This window comes from Pseudomonas sp. YJ42 (genome assembly GCF_047225135.1).
GTDB lineage: Bacteria > Pseudomonadota > Gammaproteobacteria > Pseudomonadales > Pseudomonadaceae > Stutzerimonas > Stutzerimonas stutzeri_E.
The window spans coordinates 2,178,460-2,194,175 of sequence record NZ_CP178378.1; the positions used below are offsets into that span (position 1 = coordinate 2,178,460).

Sequence of the window (15,716 nt, forward strand, 5' to 3'; positions counted from 1 at the left end):
GGCCACGATTGATGCCGCCATTCTGGCGATGCCTCCGGCTGGCCGCAAGGTTCAGCAGCGCTTGTTAGGTGATGTCTGCCTGCCGGCACATGCGCCGTATGTGCGCCTCAGTCCTGGGCAACCTTTTCACTCCGGCACAAGCGACACTCCGACCCTGCCAGCACTATCGGGCCGGCACACCGGAGCCCGGTGAGCGGCCGCGTACTGGCTTCCGTGCTCAGGTGCGGTTCTGCGCACGCAACGCATCGCGAATTTCGGTCAGCAAGATCTCTTCCTTGCTCGGTGCCGGCGGGGCAGAAGGCGCTTCCGCCTCCTTGCGCTTGAGATGATTGATTCCCTTGACCGCCAGGAAGATCGCGAAGGCCACGATCGTGAAGTCGAATACCGTCTGGATGAAACGCCCATAGCTCAGAGTGACCGCCGGCGTATCGCCTACGGCCTGCTTGAGCACGATTGCCAGATCGGAAAAATCCACACCGCCAATCAACATGCCCAATGGGGGTGTCACCACATCGGCGACGAACGACGAGACGATCTTGGTAAACGCCGCGCCGATGATGATGCCCACCGCCATGTCGATGACGTTGCCCCTGACTGCAAACGCTTTGAATTCGCTGATCATGCCCATCTGAATCTGTCCCGTTCGAGTGAGAATATGCCGTCGGTACGACCGCCGTAGCGCTTCGACCCTTTGCAGCATAGGTTGGGTTCAACCGCCGGGCCAGACAGTTTCACGACAAACGGAAACGAGGCATTGACCGCGTCTTGATCGCCGTCAAAAGCGATGCGAAGGGGCACAGCTAATGTACGAGCCCTCAGACACGACCCGGAGCGGCACCATGCACATCGAACATCACCCACTGATCAAGGATTTTCCCGAGAAGCGCGAGCAGCTGCACCAGCTGCGCCAGCAAGACCCTGCGTTCGCTCGCAAAGCAGACACCTACGAAGCTCTGGACAAGCAGATCTGCCGCGTCGAAGGCGGTGCGGAAACCCTGGATGACGAGGTGCTCAACGCACTCAAGCAGGAGCGTGTAGCACTCAAGGACGACATCGTCCGCGACCTGAAGCGTGCCAGCGGCAGCTGCTGTGGCGGCTGCTGCGGTTGATCGATGCGTCTCGCTACCGCACCCGTGCGCTCAGGCCCGCCTGACGCGACGGGTGCGGCCATGAACTACCGCGCCGCACGGCCTTGCCGGCAATCTCGCCCTCACCCTTCCCCCACCAACCGGCCGACCATTCGTTCGACTAGAACAGTCCACCAAATCTGAAGCCTGACCCGACCCACACGAACGCTACGGCTGTGAGCGTGATAAGGACGATATGCACGCCCAGCTGCGGCAGGCGCTGCGCGTCCAGTTTGGGTATCAGCGCCAGTCGCGCATGCACGCCCAGCACGGCAGTGAAGCCCAGTAGCACCAGCTTGGCCTGGACCAGATGAGCGATGGGCGAGTCACCCAGCCATTGGGAGTATGGCAACCATGATCCGGCCAACCAGATGCCGGTGACAATCTGCAACAGTAAGGCCGGAATGCCGACCCGCTCGTAGAGCTGCTCGAATGCGCGCACTGGCTGCACATCGCGACCACGCAGTGCGCCGGGCAATACGCTGCACAACAACACCAGATGGCCACCTACCCAGACGCTGGCACCCAGCAAATGCAGAAATAACAGATGGCGCATGGCGCTGACTCCTGTTCGATTTGTTTACAGTCTGGCGGCTATGACGGCACTTGTGGCTGATGGCGATCAAGTCAGTCGCTATCATGCGACTCCATTCATCCGACGCGGAGTTTCCCATGGCAAAGGCCAAGCGCATGTATGGCTGCACCGAATGTGGCTCGACCTTCCCCAAATGGGCCGGCCAGTGCGGTGACTGTGGCGCCTGGAATACCTTGGTGGAAACCGTCATCGACGGCGCCGCACCACCCTCGGGTCGCGCTGGCTGGGCGGGTGATCAGGCCAATATCAAGACGCTGGCCGAAGTCAGCGTCGAGGAAGTACCGCGCTTCTCCACGGCTTCCGGCGAGCTGGACCGCGTACTCGGCGGCGGCCTGGTCGACGGTTCGGTGGTGCTCATCGGTGGTGACCCCGGCATCGGCAAGTCGACCATCCTGCTGCAGACGCTGTGCAATATCGCCCGACAATTCCCGGCCTTGTATGTCACGGGCGAGGAATCGCAGCAGCAGGTGGCCATGCGCGCGCGTCGCCTGGACCTGCCGCAGGACCGGCTCAAGGTGATGACCGAGACTTGCATCGAATCGATCATCGCCACCGCGCGGCTGGAGAAGCCCAAGGTGATGGTGATCGACTCGATCCAGACGATCTTCACCGAGCAATTGCAGTCGGCCCCCGGCGGGGTCGCCCAGGTGCGTGAGAGCGCGGCGTTGTTGGTGCGTTTCGCCAAGCAAAGCGGCACGGCGATCTTTCTGGTCGGCCACGTCACCAAGGAGGGGGCGTTGGCCGGCCCGCGCGTATTGGAGCACATGGTCGACACCGTACTGTATTTCGAAGGCGAATCGGATGGCCGCCTGCGACTGCTGCGGGCGGTGAAGAACCGCTTCGGCGCGATCAACGAACTGGGTGTGTTCGGCATGACCGACAAGGGCCTCAAGGAAGTCACCAACCCCTCGGCGATCTTCCTTACTCGCGCCCAGGAAGCGGTGCCCGGCAGCGTGGTCATGGCCACCTGGGAAGGCACTCGACCGATGCTGGTGGAAGTCCAGGCGCTGGTTGACACCAGCCATATGGCCAACCCACGCCGCGTCACCCTGGGCCTCGACCAGAATCGTCTGGCCATGCTGCTGGCGGTGCTGCACCGCCACGGCGGCATTCCTACCTACGACCAGGACGTGTTCATCAATGTGGTCGGTGGCGTCAAGGTGCTGGAGACCGCATCGGATCTGGCGCTGATGGCTGCAGTGATCTCCAGCCTGCGCAACCGGCCGCTGGACACTGACCTACTGGTATTCGGTGAGGTGGGGTTATCCGGTGAGATCAGACCGGTGCCGAGCGGCCAGGAACGATTGAAGGAGGCCGCCAAGCACGGGTTCAAGCGTGCCATAGTGCCCAAGGGCAACGCGCCGAAGGAGGCGCCCGCCGGACTGCAGGTCATCGCCGTGACACGGCTCGAACAGGCGCTGGACGCCTTGTTCGAATAAGACCAACGCCTCAAGACTCGCCGAGCGCCGCCAGTTCACGTTCCAGCAGCGCTTCGTCACCCAGATTGAGCTCCACCAGCCGCCGCAGATGGCTGATGGAATCGACGTCGATGTGCCGGCAGACCAGGCCAATCAGCTCACCTTCGTCATGAGTCGCCTCCACCTCCATGCGCACCTCGGCGTCATCGGCGAGCCGTATCCGTGCCTCGAACGGCTGGGCGGGATCGGCATCCCAACCCGCTGGTCGATGCACCAGCAAGCCCTTCAGCGAAAGATCATGCAACTCGACCGACCAGCGGCGCTGTCCCTGCACCAGCTCCGTTTCGGCATCGAAGGCGAAGCGCTGAAAGCGCCGACGGTCGCTGCTTGTTTCATTCATCAGAACCACTCCCGAGAATTCTCGTTTAACTATAGGTCAGCCTCACGGCCTTGAGGTCATGCTCAGAGCCAGCGTCGCACGCGCCGCCGATAGGCCCGATACTCATCGCCGAAGGTTCGCGTCAGCAGATGTTCTTCGTGAACGATCACGGTGCGCTGCATGCAGCGAATCAGCAAGGGCAGCAGCAACCAGGGCCAGAGGCTGTTGAGCAATAGGCCGATCCCACAATAGATCAGCGTATCGGCGAGATAGATGGGATTGCGCGAAAAGCGAAACGGGCCGATCTGCAGCAGGCTGCTGGGTTTACCGTAAGGATTGATGGTGGTGCGCTGACGAAACATCGTCAGCGCCGCCCAGAGCATCAGGACGATGCCGACGGCAATCGAAACCCAACCGGCGTAACGCGACAGCTCATGCTCCGGTAGCGCCAGCGGCATCCATTGCGCCAATCCCCAAGCGCAAGCTACGAAGAACAGATAAATCAGCGGCGGCGGCAACATCACGCCAGAAGGGATGACAGTCATGGGGCGCCCAAAGGTATTCGATGGCGCCATCCTACAGAACAGGGAGGCACAGCGCCCGCGCTGGCCAGGGTATCGGCCGAGCGGCGTTGCGCTCATCGCCTCGGTGGACGCTCGGAGGAAGCGCTAGTGCTGACCCGGTAGCCAGCCATGCACCATGGCGTGCTTCATCAGGTCCGCGGGGCGATCGATATCGAGCTTGCGGCGGATGCTCAGCCGATGGGTTTCCACCGTCCGCACGCTGATCTGCAGCGCACGCGCCATGGTCTTGTTGTTGTGCCCCTGAGCCAGCATCAGCAGTACCTCCCGCTCACGCGGGGTGAGCTCCCGCTCCTCGGCGCCGCTGCTGGCCAGCTTCTCGGCGATGCCTCTGCTGTAGTAAGTGCCACCTGCGGCAATCGCCTCGATGGCGACGATGATTTCCCTCGACGGCGCATCCTTGAGCACATAACCACTGGCACCGACTTTCACCGAGGTGTTCACGTACTCCTGATTGTCGTACATGCTCAGGATTAGCACGCGGATGTCGGGGAACTCGTTGCGTAGCGATTGAGTCAGCTCGAGCCCGTTGATGTCCTTCAGACCGATATCCATCAACACCACATCCGCCGGAACCCGACGCAGCAGCTCGACCGCCTCGGTGCCGGAGCCGGCTTCCCCGACGACATCCAGTTCGGGCACGGCCATCAGCAATGCGCGGATGCCATCCCGAACCAAGACATGGTCGTCGATCAGTACCACCTTGATGCAAGCTTGCGGGTTCATTGAGCGAGCCTCTTATTATTCGAGAAGTCGAGGGTTCAACCGGCCCGAGCCGGCAAGGTCACGTCCAGCTCGGTGCCGCCGGCTGCCGATAGCAGGCTGAAACGCCCACCGAAGTGTTCCACCCGTTCGCGGATGTTACGCAAACCAATACCGCCGCCCTTGATGCTGTCGAGCCGACGTGGATTGAAACCGACACCGTCGTCCCGCACCCGCAGGCGCACCGAGGCGTCATCGCCGTCCAGGCTGATATGCACTGATTGCGCTGCAGCATGACGTTCGATGTTGGTCAGCGCCTCCTGCAGCACTCTGAACAACGCGACCGCTACCGAATCATCCGGATCGCTGTCGCCGAGGCCGTTTTTGTATAGCATTTTCAACCCACTGCGCTGTTCGAACTCTGCCACAAGCTGGCCAATCGCCGCCGGCAAACCCAGGGTATCCAGTAATGATGGGTGTAGATCGTGAGAGATGCGCCGTACTTCACCGATCGCCCCGGCTAGCCGCTCGACGCCGGCATCCAGCGTGCTCAGCGCCTTGGGGCTATTGATGGAGAACTCATGACTGGCCAGCTCGAACTGAAACTTGATCGATACCAGCAACTGGCTGATGCCGTCGTGCAATTCACGAGACACCCGCGAGCGCTCCTCCTCCTGCAGGCTGACTATGCGCTGAGTCAGCGCCTGCAGTTTGCGGTCGGCCAACCGCCGTTCGCTGACGTTTAGCGTCAGCCCGCTGACAAAAACCAGCAGCACCGCCACCAGCGCGACCCCGGCGATCGCCAGCATGGTGGTATGAATACCGGCCGACACCTCGGTACGCACCGTCTGGATGGCTTGCTCGACATCTTCGAGATAGATGCCGGTGCCGAGCATCCAGCCCCAGCGCTCGAGCATTACCACGTAGGCAAGCTTGTCGGCGAACTGGCCGGTGGAGGGCTTCTGCCAGGCATAGCGCTGAAAGCCATTGCCGGTTTCCGCGCTGCGCATCAGCGCCTGGATCACCTTCAGGCCGTTGGGGTCGGTCATCTCCCATAGATCCTGGCCGACCAGCTCGCGTTGGCGAGGATGCATCAGGTTCAGGCCGCTGCGGTCGTAGACGAAGAAGTAACCATCGCTGCCGAAACTGAATCGCCCCAGCGCCGCGAGCACCTTCTGCTTGGTCTCTGCATCATCCAGGCCGCCGCCGTAGAGCGGCGCAATGGTGCTCAGTGCCATCTCTACGTAGTTCTTCAGCTCAGCCTGCTTGCTGGCCAGAATGCTGCTTTCGATGAGCTGCGCCTGCTGCTCGCCGAGACGCTGGTTCTGTACCAGCACTAGCGCGCAGACCACCGCCACGGCCAGCAGCAGCGGCAGGATGCTCAGCGCGGCGATCTTGTGCTTGAGCTGCATCACACCTCTCCGAGGACCCGAATCCGGGCGTTGGGGACTGCACGTTAACCCAGCCGGCGCGTGACGCCCAGGGCCGACTGGCACTTCGCTACCGGTGGCTTGGCGGACGGACGGCCCCGAACAAAAAAGCCCGGCAATAGCCGGGCTTTCGCTGCAACTGTCGTGCTTAGTTACCGTAGACCGGGAACTTGGCGCAGACCGCTTCGACCTTGCCGCGCACGGTCTCGATCACCGATTCGTCGCCCATGTTGTCGAGGATGTCGCAGATCCAGCCGGCCAGATCGCGACATTCGGTCTCGCCGAAGCCACGGGTGGTTACCGCTGGCGTACCGATACGCAGACCAGAGGTAACGAACGGCGAGCGCGGATCGTTCGGCACGCTGTTCTTGTTCACAGTGATATGAGCGCGACCCAAAGCGGCGTCGGCGTCTTTACCGGTGACGTCCTGCTTGATCAGGCTAAGCAGGAACAGGTGATTCTGGGTACCGCCGGAAACCACGTCGAAGCCGCGCTGGATGAACACCTCGGCCATCGCCTGGGCGTTTTTCACCACCTGCTGCTGGTAGGCCTTGAACTCGGGCTGCAGCGCTTCCTTGAAGCACACCGCCTTGGCGGCGATCACGTGCTCCAGCGGGCCACCCTGGGCGCCTGGGAATACGGCGGAGTTGAGCTTCTTCTCGATCTCGGCGTTGGCACGCGCCAGGATCAGGCCACCGCGCGGGCCGCGCAGGGTCTTATGAGTGGTGGTGGTCACCACGTCGGCGAACGGCACCGGGTTCGGATAGACACCCGCGGCGACCAAACCGGCCACGTGAGCCATGTCGACAAACAGGTAGGCACCGACCTTGTCGGCGATTTCGCGGAAACGGGCGAAATCGAGTTGTTGAGAATAGGCGGAGAAGCCTGCGACGACCATCTTCGGCTTGTGTTCGAGGGCCAGACGCTCGACTTCGTCGTAATCGATGAGCCCCTGGTCGTTGATGCCGTACTGCACGGCGTTGTACAGCTTGCCGGAGGAGGAAACGCTGGCGCCGTGAGTCAGGTGGCCGCCGTGGGCCAGGCTCATACCGAGAATGGTGTCACCGGCGTTGAGCAGCGCCAGGTAGACAGCGCTGTTGGCCTGGGAGCCGGCGTGCGGCTGGACGTTGGCGTAGTCGGCGCCGAACAGCTCCTTGGCGCGGTCGATGGCCAGCTGCTCCACCACGTCGACGTACTCGCAGCCACCGTAGTAGCGCTTGCCCGGATAGCCTTCGGCGTACTTGTTGGTGAGCACCGAACCCTGGGCTTCCATCACCGCCGGGCTGGTGTAGTTCTCCGAGGCGATCAGCTCGATGTGGTCTTCCTGACGCTTGGCTTCCTGCTGCATGGCAGCGAAGAGATCGGCGTCGAAACGGGCGAGGGTCAAATCACGGCTGAACATGGCAGTCCTCTGAGAATCAGCTGGCGGTAGTAAAGAGAGGCGCGGATTCTAACCCATCCGCCGGAGCGCGGGTATGAGCCTTGATCATGTGCAACATGAATCGGCCCAGCCTTGATGCTCGGCCAGGACGCTGGCGGAAACAGGTCTGCCGAGGAAGAACCCCTGCACCTCATCGCAGCCGTGCTCACGCAGGAAATCCAGCTGGGCCTGGTTCTCAACGCCTTCGGCAATCACCGACATGCCCAGGCTGTGCGCCATGGCGATGATGGCTCGGGCGATCTGGCCATCCTGCTCGCCCTCTGGCAGACCATCGACGAAGCTGCGGTCGATCTTGAGCACATCAATGGGGAACTGCTTCAGGTAGTTAAGCGAGGAGTACCCCGTACCGAAATCGTCGATGGCAATGGAAGGCCCGAGCTGCTTCAACGAGTCGAGCATGCGCATGGCCTCGCCCACGTCCTGCATCAGGATGCTCTCGGTCAACTCCAGTTCAAGGCAACCCGGGGCGATGCCGCTCGCCTCCAATAGCGTGGCGATCCGCTGCGCGAGCTTGCCGTCGGCGAACTGTCGCGCCGACAGATTGACCGATACCTTCGGTACCGCCCTGCCCTGCGCCTGCCATTGAGAAACCTGTCGGCAGACTTCACCGATTACCCAGTCGCCGACTTCAACCACCAGCCCTAGTTCCTCCAGCGCGGGAATGAAGTCGCAGGGTGACACCAGACCACGCACCGGATGCTGCCAGCGCAACAAGGCTTCGACGCCAGTGAGCGTCCGCCCCTCAGCGAGAAATTGCGGCTGGTAATGCAACACGAACTGTTCCTGCTCGAGCGCATGGCGCAAGTCACTTTCCAGCTCCAGACGCTCTAGCGCACGGGCGTTCATTTCAGCCTGATAGAACTGGAAGTTGTTCTTGCCACGCTCCTTCGCGTGATACATGGCAGTGTCGGCGTTCTTCATCAGTTGGCTGATGTCATCGCCGTCCTGTGGGCTAAGGGCGATGCCGATGCTGGCGGTGACGAAGAATTCGCGCCCGGACAACACGAACGGTTCGGTGAGGCTGGCCAGAATGCGCTCGCCGACATGGATCGCCCGAGTCAGGGCCTCGTCCCGCTCCGGGCATGGACGCAGAAGAAAGGTGAACTCGTCCCCGCCCATGCGTGCGACCGTGTCGTCTTCCTCCACGCAGGAAGCCAGGCGCATGGCTACCTCCTTCAGCATGCGATCCCCGGCGGCATGACCGAGAGAATCGTTGATCGGCTTGAAGCGGTCGAGATCCAAGAACATCAGTGCGACCCAGGCGCCGCGCCGCGAGGACAGCTGCAGACTGCTGTGCAGACGATCCTGAAATAGTGTCCGGTTCGGCAATTGGGTCAAGCTGTCGTAGTAGGCCAGGCGGTGAATACGCTTTTCGCTGGCCTTGCGCTCGCTCATGTCACTGAAAAAACACACGTAGCTGACCAGATCATCCTCGGCGTCGCGCACGGCCGTGATACCGATCCAGCACGGATAGGTGTCGCCGTCCTTGCGTTTGAGCCAGAGCTCGCCTTCCCATTTGCCCACCCTGAGGATCTGATCACGCACAAAGGTCATCTGATTGGCCTGCTGTCGATCCGCGCTCAGTGCAGTCGGCCACAGCCCCATCACTTCCTCGCCGCTGTAGCCGGTTATTCGCTGGAAGGCATCGTTGACCTGCACGATCCTTCCGGCCGGATCGGTCACAACGATGGCGGCCGAGGAGTGCTCGAATACCGTCGCCGCGCGGCGCAGCTCCTTTTCCGCCTGGCGCTGCTTGCTGATGTCGCGGCCCACGCACAGGGCGCCGTCGAAGCGGTTGTTCTCGTTCCAGAGCAGCGTGATGCGCAGTTCGATGGCTACCGGCCGCCCGTCGGCGGAAATGCAGTCGAAATACAGCGTCTGGCGCTGCAGGCTTTGCCCAAGCTCGGCAAGAGTCGTCGGATTGAAAGACGCCTTGCGCACCTTGCGCATCAGCTCATAGAAGCGCGCCGCCTGGCGTGGCTTAGTCACAACTCGATCTAGGCCATGCTTCATCGTCCACTCGGCGCTATAACCAAGCACCGTTTGTACTGACGGACTCACGTAGTCGATCTGGACCGCGCTGTCAGTGGTGAAAATGACGTCCTGCAGACTGCCCGCCAGCATGCGATAACGACGCTCGCTGTCGCGCAGCGAATGACTGTGCTCGATTTTTGCGGTCACATCGCGGGCCACGCCGATCAGGCGCCAGATCCGTCCGTGGTCATCACGCGAGAGCACTTGCTCGCGAATGCTGAACCAGCGCCAGCTGCCATCGTGATGTCGCCAGCGCAGCAGCGCCTCCTGGCCGGCCTCCTCGGTCATCGAGCCGCGCAGAGCCAATAGTCGCCAGATGTATTCCTGATCGTCCGGATGACTAATGCGGCGCCAGAACGCATTGCCATCATCGCCACGATCCTCTTCGCTGTAGCCCAGCCGCGACGCTAGATTATTGTTGCTGAATAGCAATTTGCCGCTCTGAACGTCCTGTACATAGAGCGTGTCGGGCACGGCCCGCAGCACCTCCGACCAGAAGCGTTCGCGCTCTGCCAGCGCCGTCTGCGCCTGCTGCTCGCAGGTGATGTCGCGCATGACCCAAACGAAACCGGAGGGTTGCGCATCGCCCTCCAGGCGCAATGCCCGGCGGGTCATGGAAAAGAGCCGGGACTCCCCACTCTGCAGCAGGCGTACGGGTTTCAGGCAGATATCGGCATGGCCGTTGCTGGCATCGAAGGCCTGCGCATCGAGCATGGGCAGCAGCTTCTGCAGCCGATAACGCGACACGTCTCGATTGCTCAGGCCGAACATGACCGCCGCCTGACCGTTGAGGTACTGCAACCGACCGGAAAAATCGCTGATCAGGATGCGCTCTTCGATGGCATCCAGTGCGGTAATGGAATAGCGCAGCGCCTGCCAGCGAGGCGCGAAACGTCGAGGCACCAGAAAACGGCCGCAGGCCCGGGCCAAGCGTAGGCCAAGCCCAGCAAGCCACTCGGGACGGGACGCCGGCGACTGAGAGAGATCGGTGTCGGTCACACGTATCGAACCTATCTGGTGAAGCAGCAATAGCCATACAACGGGTGCGGAATGCGAAGAATGCCTTGCTATAAGGCAAAACGCCATCACCCAAAAGGATTGACCGCTGGTTTGCCCTGCCTGGAGCATTCCGGTAGCTTTGCCGAACTGTTTTCGCCCGTCCGCCGCGACGGGCTTTTATCCTTCTTTTCCTGTCACGGGCATTCGTCTCCATGGCTCAATACGTCTACACCATGCACCGGCTGAGCAAAGTCGTTCCGCCGAAGCGTGAAATTCTCAAGAATATTTCCCTGTCATTCTTTCCTGGCGCCAAGATCGGCGTGCTCGGCCTCAACGGCGCGGGTAAATCTACGCTGTTGCGGATCATGGCCGGCGTCGACAAGGAGTTCGACGGCGAAGCCCGGGCAATGCCCGACCTGAACGTCGGCTACCTGCCGCAAGAGCCCCTGCTCGACCCGAGCAAGACCGTTCGAGAAATCGTCGAAGAGGCGGTCAGCAGCATCAAGGATGCCCAGGCCCGCCTCGATGAGGTCTATGCCGCCTACGCCGAGCCGGATGCAGACTTTGACAAGCTGGCCGCCGAACAGGCCAAGCTCGAAGCGATCCTGCAGGCTAGCGATGGCCACAACCTCGAGCGTCAGCTGGAAGTTGCCGCCGACGCCCTGCGCCTGCCTCCATGGGATGCCAAAGTCGAACACCTGTCCGGTGGCGAAAAGCGCCGCGTGGCGCTTTGCCGCTTGCTGCTGTCGGCACCCGACATGCTCCTGCTGGACGAACCGACCAACCACCTGGACGCCGACTCGGTGGCCTGGCTGGAACACTTCCTTCACGATTTCCCTGGCACCGTGGTGGCGATCACTCACGATCGCTACTTCCTGGACAACGTGGCCGGCTGGATTCTCGAACTCGACCGCGGCGCGGGCATCCCTTACGAGGGCAACTACTCCGGTTGGCTGGAGGCCAAATCCAACCGTCTGGCACAGGAATCCAAGCAGCAGTCGGCCCATGAAAAGGCCATGAAGGAAGAGCTGGAGTGGGTGCGCAAGGGCGCCAAGGCCCGTCAGGCCAAATCCAAGGCACGCCTGCAGCGCTTCGAGGAGTTGCAGTCGCAGGAATTCCAGAAGCGCAGCGAGACCAACGAAATCTATATCCCGGCCGGTCCGCGTCTGGGCGACAAGGTCATCGACTTCAAGAACGTGACCAAAGGCTACGGCGACCGGGTACTGATCGAAGATCTTTCCTTCAGCATGCCCAAGGGCGCCATCGTCGGCGTGATCGGCGGCAATGGTGCGGGCAAGTCGACCCTGTTCCGCATGATCATGGGCAAGGAGCAGCCAGATTCGGGCAGCATCGAAATCGGCGACACGGTGCAGGTGGCCTGCGTCGACCAGAGCCGCGAGGACCTGGACGGCAGCAAGACGGTATGGGAAGCGGTGTCCGATGGCTCCGACATGATCCGCATCGGCAATTATGAAGTTCCGTCGCGCACTTACGTGGGACGCTTCAACTTCAAGGGCGGCGACCAGCAGAAATTCGTCAAGGACTTGTCCGGCGGTGAGCGTGGCCGCCTGCACCTGGCGCTGACGCTCAAGGAAGGCGCCAATGTGCTGCTGCTCGACGAACCGTCCAACGACCTCGACGTGGAAACCCTGCGCTCGCTGGAAGAAGCGCTGCTGGACTTCCCCGGCGCGGCCATCGTGATCTCTCACGATCGCTGGTTCCTTGACCGGGTCGCCACCCACATCCTCTCCTATGAGGACGACGGCGATATCGTCTTCTTCGAAGGTAACTACACCGAGTACGAAGCCGATCGCAAGAAACGCCTGGGCGACGCTGCGGCGCAGCCGCATCGGGTCAAGTACAAGAAGCTGGCCCAGTAGCACAAAAAATAAAAACGGAGTCGATAGGCTCCGTTTTTACGTGGCGAACCGCCACTGGTGGCAACTGGCCTGATACCTGATAATCACCGCCTTATCGCCGCCTGGCATGCTCTGCGACGCCAGGTTCAGCAGCAATCGCGAAGGAAGACGGGGTCAACATGGCGGCACTGGGATTACGCGGCAAGTCGCTGCTGGCGCTATTGCTGACTTTCCTGCTCGCGATCGGCGTGGCCGCGCTGGTCGGCCGCGAAGCGCTCAAAGGCGTACAGAACCGTTTCGGCGAAGCCTACGCGCGCAACGCGGTACAGCTCAACCGCGAACGCCTGTTCGCCCCGGTCACCCGTGAACTGGCGTTGGCGCAACGCCTGGCCGAATCGCAAATCACCCGTGCCTGGCTGCTCGATGAAGAGGATGGCGACAAACGTGCCCTGTTTTTCAACGAAGCGGCCGGTTATCAACGGGCACTAAGCGACCACGCCTACTTCGCTGCGTCAGCGAGCAGCAACAACTACTATTCCAACAGCGACAAACTGAGCCCCAGCGAAGCCCCTCGCTATCAGATGACGCCCGACGCCGATGATGACGAGTGGTTCTACACCACGCTGCGTTCAGATGCGCCTTATCACCTCAACGTAGACCGCTCCGTCGTCACCCAGGACCTCAAGATCTGGTTCAACATCGTCGTGCGGGACGGCGACAAGCCATTGGGGGTGGTTGGTTCGGGCATCAGCCTGAGCGCCTTCATCAGCGATTTCATCGAGGTCGACAGGACCGGTGTCGAATCCATGGTGCTCGACAGCTATGGCTCGATCCTGATCCACCCCAACCAGACCCTGGTGACACTCAATGCCGACACTTCGCAAGGTCGGTCGTTGGCCACCAACGTGCTGGGGTTGCTGGACAACATCGAGCAAGCCACCGCGCTGCGGGAAGCCATGACCTTCAGCCGGGAACACCCCGGCGATACCGCCACTTTACAAGTCACGCTGGACGGTGAGCCGCGCCTGCTGGCGATGAGCTGGGTACCCGAGCTGAACTGGTTCGTCGCCAGCGCGGTCGATCTGCGTACTGCCCAGGTCATCGAGATCAAACCGCTGTTGCCTGCCATCGGCGCCGTGCTGATGCTCTTCTTGCTGCTGATCGTCAGCGGCGTCTGGTTGGTCGACAAGCGCGTGCTACGTCCCCTGCGGCAACTGCGCAAGAGCGCCCAGGCGATCGCCGCCGGGCACTACGACGCGGCCCTGCCAAGCCATCGCGGCGACGAGATCGGCGAGCTGAGCGCCGCATTCGGCAGCATGGCGCAGAAGGTTCGCAGCCATACCAGCGAGCTGGAAAGCCGCGTCCAGGACCGCACGCGCGAGCTGGAGCAGGCCAACCGCGAAATGGCGGCGGCACACAAGAAAATCGACGATTCCATCGATTACGCCAGCCTCATCCAGCACGCCATCCTACCCAAGCGCCAGTTGATCGCCGACCTCGACGACCGTCACGCGGTGCTCTGGCATCCACGCGACGTGGTCGGCGGCGACTTCTATGTCTATCGCGCGACCGCCCAGGGCTGCCTGCTCGGCGTGGTCGACTGCGCAGGACACGGCGTGCCCGGTGCGCTGATGACCATGCTCGCCCACGCCGCGATCGAGCAGGCCATCGCCGACGCCAGTTTGCACGATCCGGCCGCCATCCTTGCGCGGACAGACGGCATCGTGCGCCGAATGCTGCGCGACGACACCACCCAACACGCCTTGGCCACCAACATGGACGTGGGGCTCGCGTATGTCGACTTCGACCGCCACAAGGTGACCTATGCCGGCGCCAAGATCGCGCTGTACTACAGCGACGGCGAAACCCTCGACGAACTGCCGGCTGGCCGCCGCGCGATCGGTGATCGTCGCCCCGGTGAATACCAGAACGCCGAACTCGAACTGACGCCTGGTCGTACCTTCTACCTCGCCACCGATGGCTTCCTCGATCAGGCAGGCGGTGAGCTAGGCTATGGCTTCGGTAACAGTCGCTTCGCCGAGATGATCCTGCATCACGCGCGCCTGCCCTTGGCCGAACAAGGCGCCGCGTTCATAGCGACCCTGGCCGAGTATCAGGGCGATTATCCGCAGCGTGACGACATCACGATGCTGTGTTTCCGTTTCGATTGAGCGCCATCCACCGGAGTCGAGTTGCCCCATGGAAACCCTTGACCTGTTCGCCATGCGCGAAAGCTACAACCGACAGCAGATCATGCTGTGCTTCAACGGCCCGATCTCACGCAGCCTGATCGAGGAAATCGGCAATGCGTTGCGCAACTACCTGGCTGCCGATCATGCCAACCCGTCATCGGCCATGGACGTGTTCGCCGTGTATATCGAGATGACCCAGAACATTCGACATTACGCCAAAGTGCGCAACTGGGCCGACCAGGAAGCCGGCGCCACGGTGGTGGTAGCGCGCAACGATAGCGACGGCCGCTATGTCGTTTCCGCAGGCAACCTGATCGAGACCGCCGACGGCGAAGCACTGCTCGCCACCATTGAAGAGCTGGCAGGCCTGAACAAGGCCCAGCTCAAAGTCCGCTACAAGGAACAATTGCGCAAACCGCGTGAAGACAACACCGCCAGCGGTGCCGGATTGGGCCTGATCGACATCGCCCGTAAATCCAGCGAGCCGCTGAAAGCATCACTGCAAACCGTTGCCAACGGCCGCTCGTTCATCAGCCTGAGCGCGGTCATCTGACTCATAAGAGCACAATGCACATGAATGATTTCTCCATCGTCGGCAGCCAGTCATCGCCAGCCATTCAGTCCGACTGGGAAAACGGCGTGCTTGCCATGCAAGGCGACTCCTACCCGGAAAACTCCTACGAGCTTTTCCACCAAGTCATCGAGTGGATCGAGCGCTATCTGGCCGAAGCCGGACGACCGTTGCGCCTGGAGTTGCACCTCCTGTACCTGAACACCAGCAGCATCAAGGCGGTGATGGACATATTCGACCTACTCGAAGCGGCTCATCAGGACGGCAAGCCGGTTGCAGTCAATTGGCACTATGATCGACGCAACGAGCGGGTGGTGGAGCTGGCCGAGGAATTCAAGGAAGACTGCACCTTTCCCTTCATGATCCTCAGCGACGAATAGAAGGTCTG

14 protein-coding genes are annotated in these 15,716 nt (G+C 61.7%); 6 read left to right on the forward strand and 8 right to left on the reverse strand.

Annotated features, from left to right (window positions below; all coding sequences use genetic code 11):
- Nucleotides 1-217: 217 nt before the first annotated feature.
- On the reverse strand, nucleotides 218-628 hold the full coding sequence (gene mscL, locus ACL0K2_RS09825) for a large-conductance mechanosensitive channel protein MscL (RefSeq protein WP_045160677.1): 411 nt from the start codon (nucleotides 626-628) through the stop codon (nucleotides 218-220).
- Nucleotides 629-839: 211 nt separating this feature from the next.
- Here mscL and ACL0K2_RS09830 point away from each other — a divergent pair, with 211 nt between their 5' ends.
- Nucleotides 840-1,109 carry a YdcH family protein gene (locus ACL0K2_RS09830; protein WP_045160676.1) on the forward strand — a complete coding sequence of 90 codons (270 nt, stop codon included), beginning with the start codon at nucleotides 840-842 and terminating at the stop codon, nucleotides 1,107-1,109.
- A gap of 139 nt (nucleotides 1,110-1,248) precedes the next feature.
- Here the strand turns inward: ACL0K2_RS09830 and ACL0K2_RS09835 are convergent, their stop codons facing one another.
- On the reverse strand, nucleotides 1,249-1,683 hold the full coding sequence (locus ACL0K2_RS09835; protein ID WP_045160675.1) for a CopD family protein: 435 nt from the start codon (nucleotides 1,681-1,683) through the stop codon (nucleotides 1,249-1,251).
- Between the two features lie 116 nt (nucleotides 1,684-1,799).
- Between ACL0K2_RS09835 and radA the strand changes: the two genes are divergently transcribed.
- A complete protein-coding gene (gene radA / locus ACL0K2_RS09840; RefSeq protein ID WP_045160674.1) occupies nucleotides 1,800-3,161 on the forward strand; it encodes a DNA repair protein RadA in 1,362 nt (453 codons plus the stop codon).
- Between the two features lie 10 nt (nucleotides 3,162-3,171).
- Here radA and ACL0K2_RS09845 read toward each other — a convergent pair whose 3' ends face one another.
- The 6 genes from ACL0K2_RS09845 to ACL0K2_RS09870 all read right to left on the reverse strand — a co-directional run bounded on the left by ACL0K2_RS09845 (nucleotide 3,172) and on the right by ACL0K2_RS09870 (nucleotide 10,706).
- Nucleotides 3,172-3,540 (reverse strand): PilZ domain-containing protein, encoded by a 369-nt coding sequence (locus ACL0K2_RS09845; RefSeq protein ID WP_413044320.1) that lies wholly within the window; start codon nucleotides 3,538-3,540, stop codon nucleotides 3,172-3,174.
- Nucleotides 3,541-3,602: 62 nt separating this feature from the next.
- The gene (locus ACL0K2_RS09850; RefSeq protein ID WP_413044321.1) at nucleotides 3,603-4,064 is read right to left on the reverse strand and encodes a methyltransferase family protein; all 462 of its coding nucleotides are present in this window, start codon (nucleotides 4,062-4,064) and stop codon (nucleotides 3,603-3,605) included.
- A 123-nt stretch (nucleotides 4,065-4,187) separates the two neighbouring features.
- Nucleotides 4,188-4,826, reverse strand: a complete 639-nt coding sequence (locus ACL0K2_RS09855) for a response regulator (protein WP_045160671.1) — start codon at nucleotides 4,824-4,826, stop codon at nucleotides 4,188-4,190.
- A 35-nt stretch (nucleotides 4,827-4,861) separates the two neighbouring features.
- Complete coding sequence (locus ACL0K2_RS09860) at nucleotides 4,862-6,214, reverse strand: cache domain-containing protein (protein WP_413044322.1); 1,353 nt, start codon at nucleotides 6,212-6,214, stop codon at nucleotides 4,862-4,864.
- Nucleotides 6,215-6,380: 166 nt separating this feature from the next.
- Nucleotides 6,381-7,634 (reverse strand): serine hydroxymethyltransferase, encoded by a 1,254-nt coding sequence (gene glyA / locus ACL0K2_RS09865; RefSeq protein WP_045160669.1) that lies wholly within the window; start codon nucleotides 7,632-7,634, stop codon nucleotides 6,381-6,383.
- A gap of 84 nt (nucleotides 7,635-7,718) precedes the next feature.
- The gene (locus ACL0K2_RS09870; protein WP_413044323.1) at nucleotides 7,719-10,706 is read right to left on the reverse strand and encodes an EAL domain-containing protein; all 2,988 of its coding nucleotides are present in this window, start codon (nucleotides 10,704-10,706) and stop codon (nucleotides 7,719-7,721) included.
- Nucleotides 10,707-10,918: 212 nt separating this feature from the next.
- On the opposite strand from ACL0K2_RS09870, the gene ettA reads away from it, so the two are divergent.
- From ettA to siaC, 4 genes are all read left to right on the forward strand, one after another.
- Nucleotides 10,919-12,586: an energy-dependent translational throttle protein EttA gene (ettA, locus tag ACL0K2_RS09875; RefSeq protein WP_045160667.1), complete on the forward strand. Its 1,668-nt coding sequence runs from the start codon at nucleotides 10,919-10,921 to the stop codon at nucleotides 12,584-12,586.
- Between the two features lie 158 nt (nucleotides 12,587-12,744).
- Nucleotides 12,745-14,736, forward strand: a complete 1,992-nt coding sequence (siaA, locus tag ACL0K2_RS09880; RefSeq protein WP_413044324.1) for a biofilm regulation protein phosphatase SiaA — start codon at nucleotides 12,745-12,747, stop codon at nucleotides 14,734-14,736.
- 28 nt (nucleotides 14,737-14,764) lie between these two features.
- A complete protein-coding gene (gene siaB / locus ACL0K2_RS09885; protein ID WP_045160665.1) occupies nucleotides 14,765-15,310 on the forward strand; it encodes a biofilm regulation protein kinase SiaB in 546 nt (181 codons plus the stop codon).
- 20 nt (nucleotides 15,311-15,330) lie between these two features.
- On the forward strand, nucleotides 15,331-15,708 hold the full coding sequence (gene siaC, locus ACL0K2_RS09890) for a biofilm regulation phosphoprotein SiaC (RefSeq protein ID WP_045160664.1): 378 nt from the start codon (nucleotides 15,331-15,333) through the stop codon (nucleotides 15,706-15,708).
- Nucleotides 15,709-15,716: the final 8 nt, after the last annotated feature.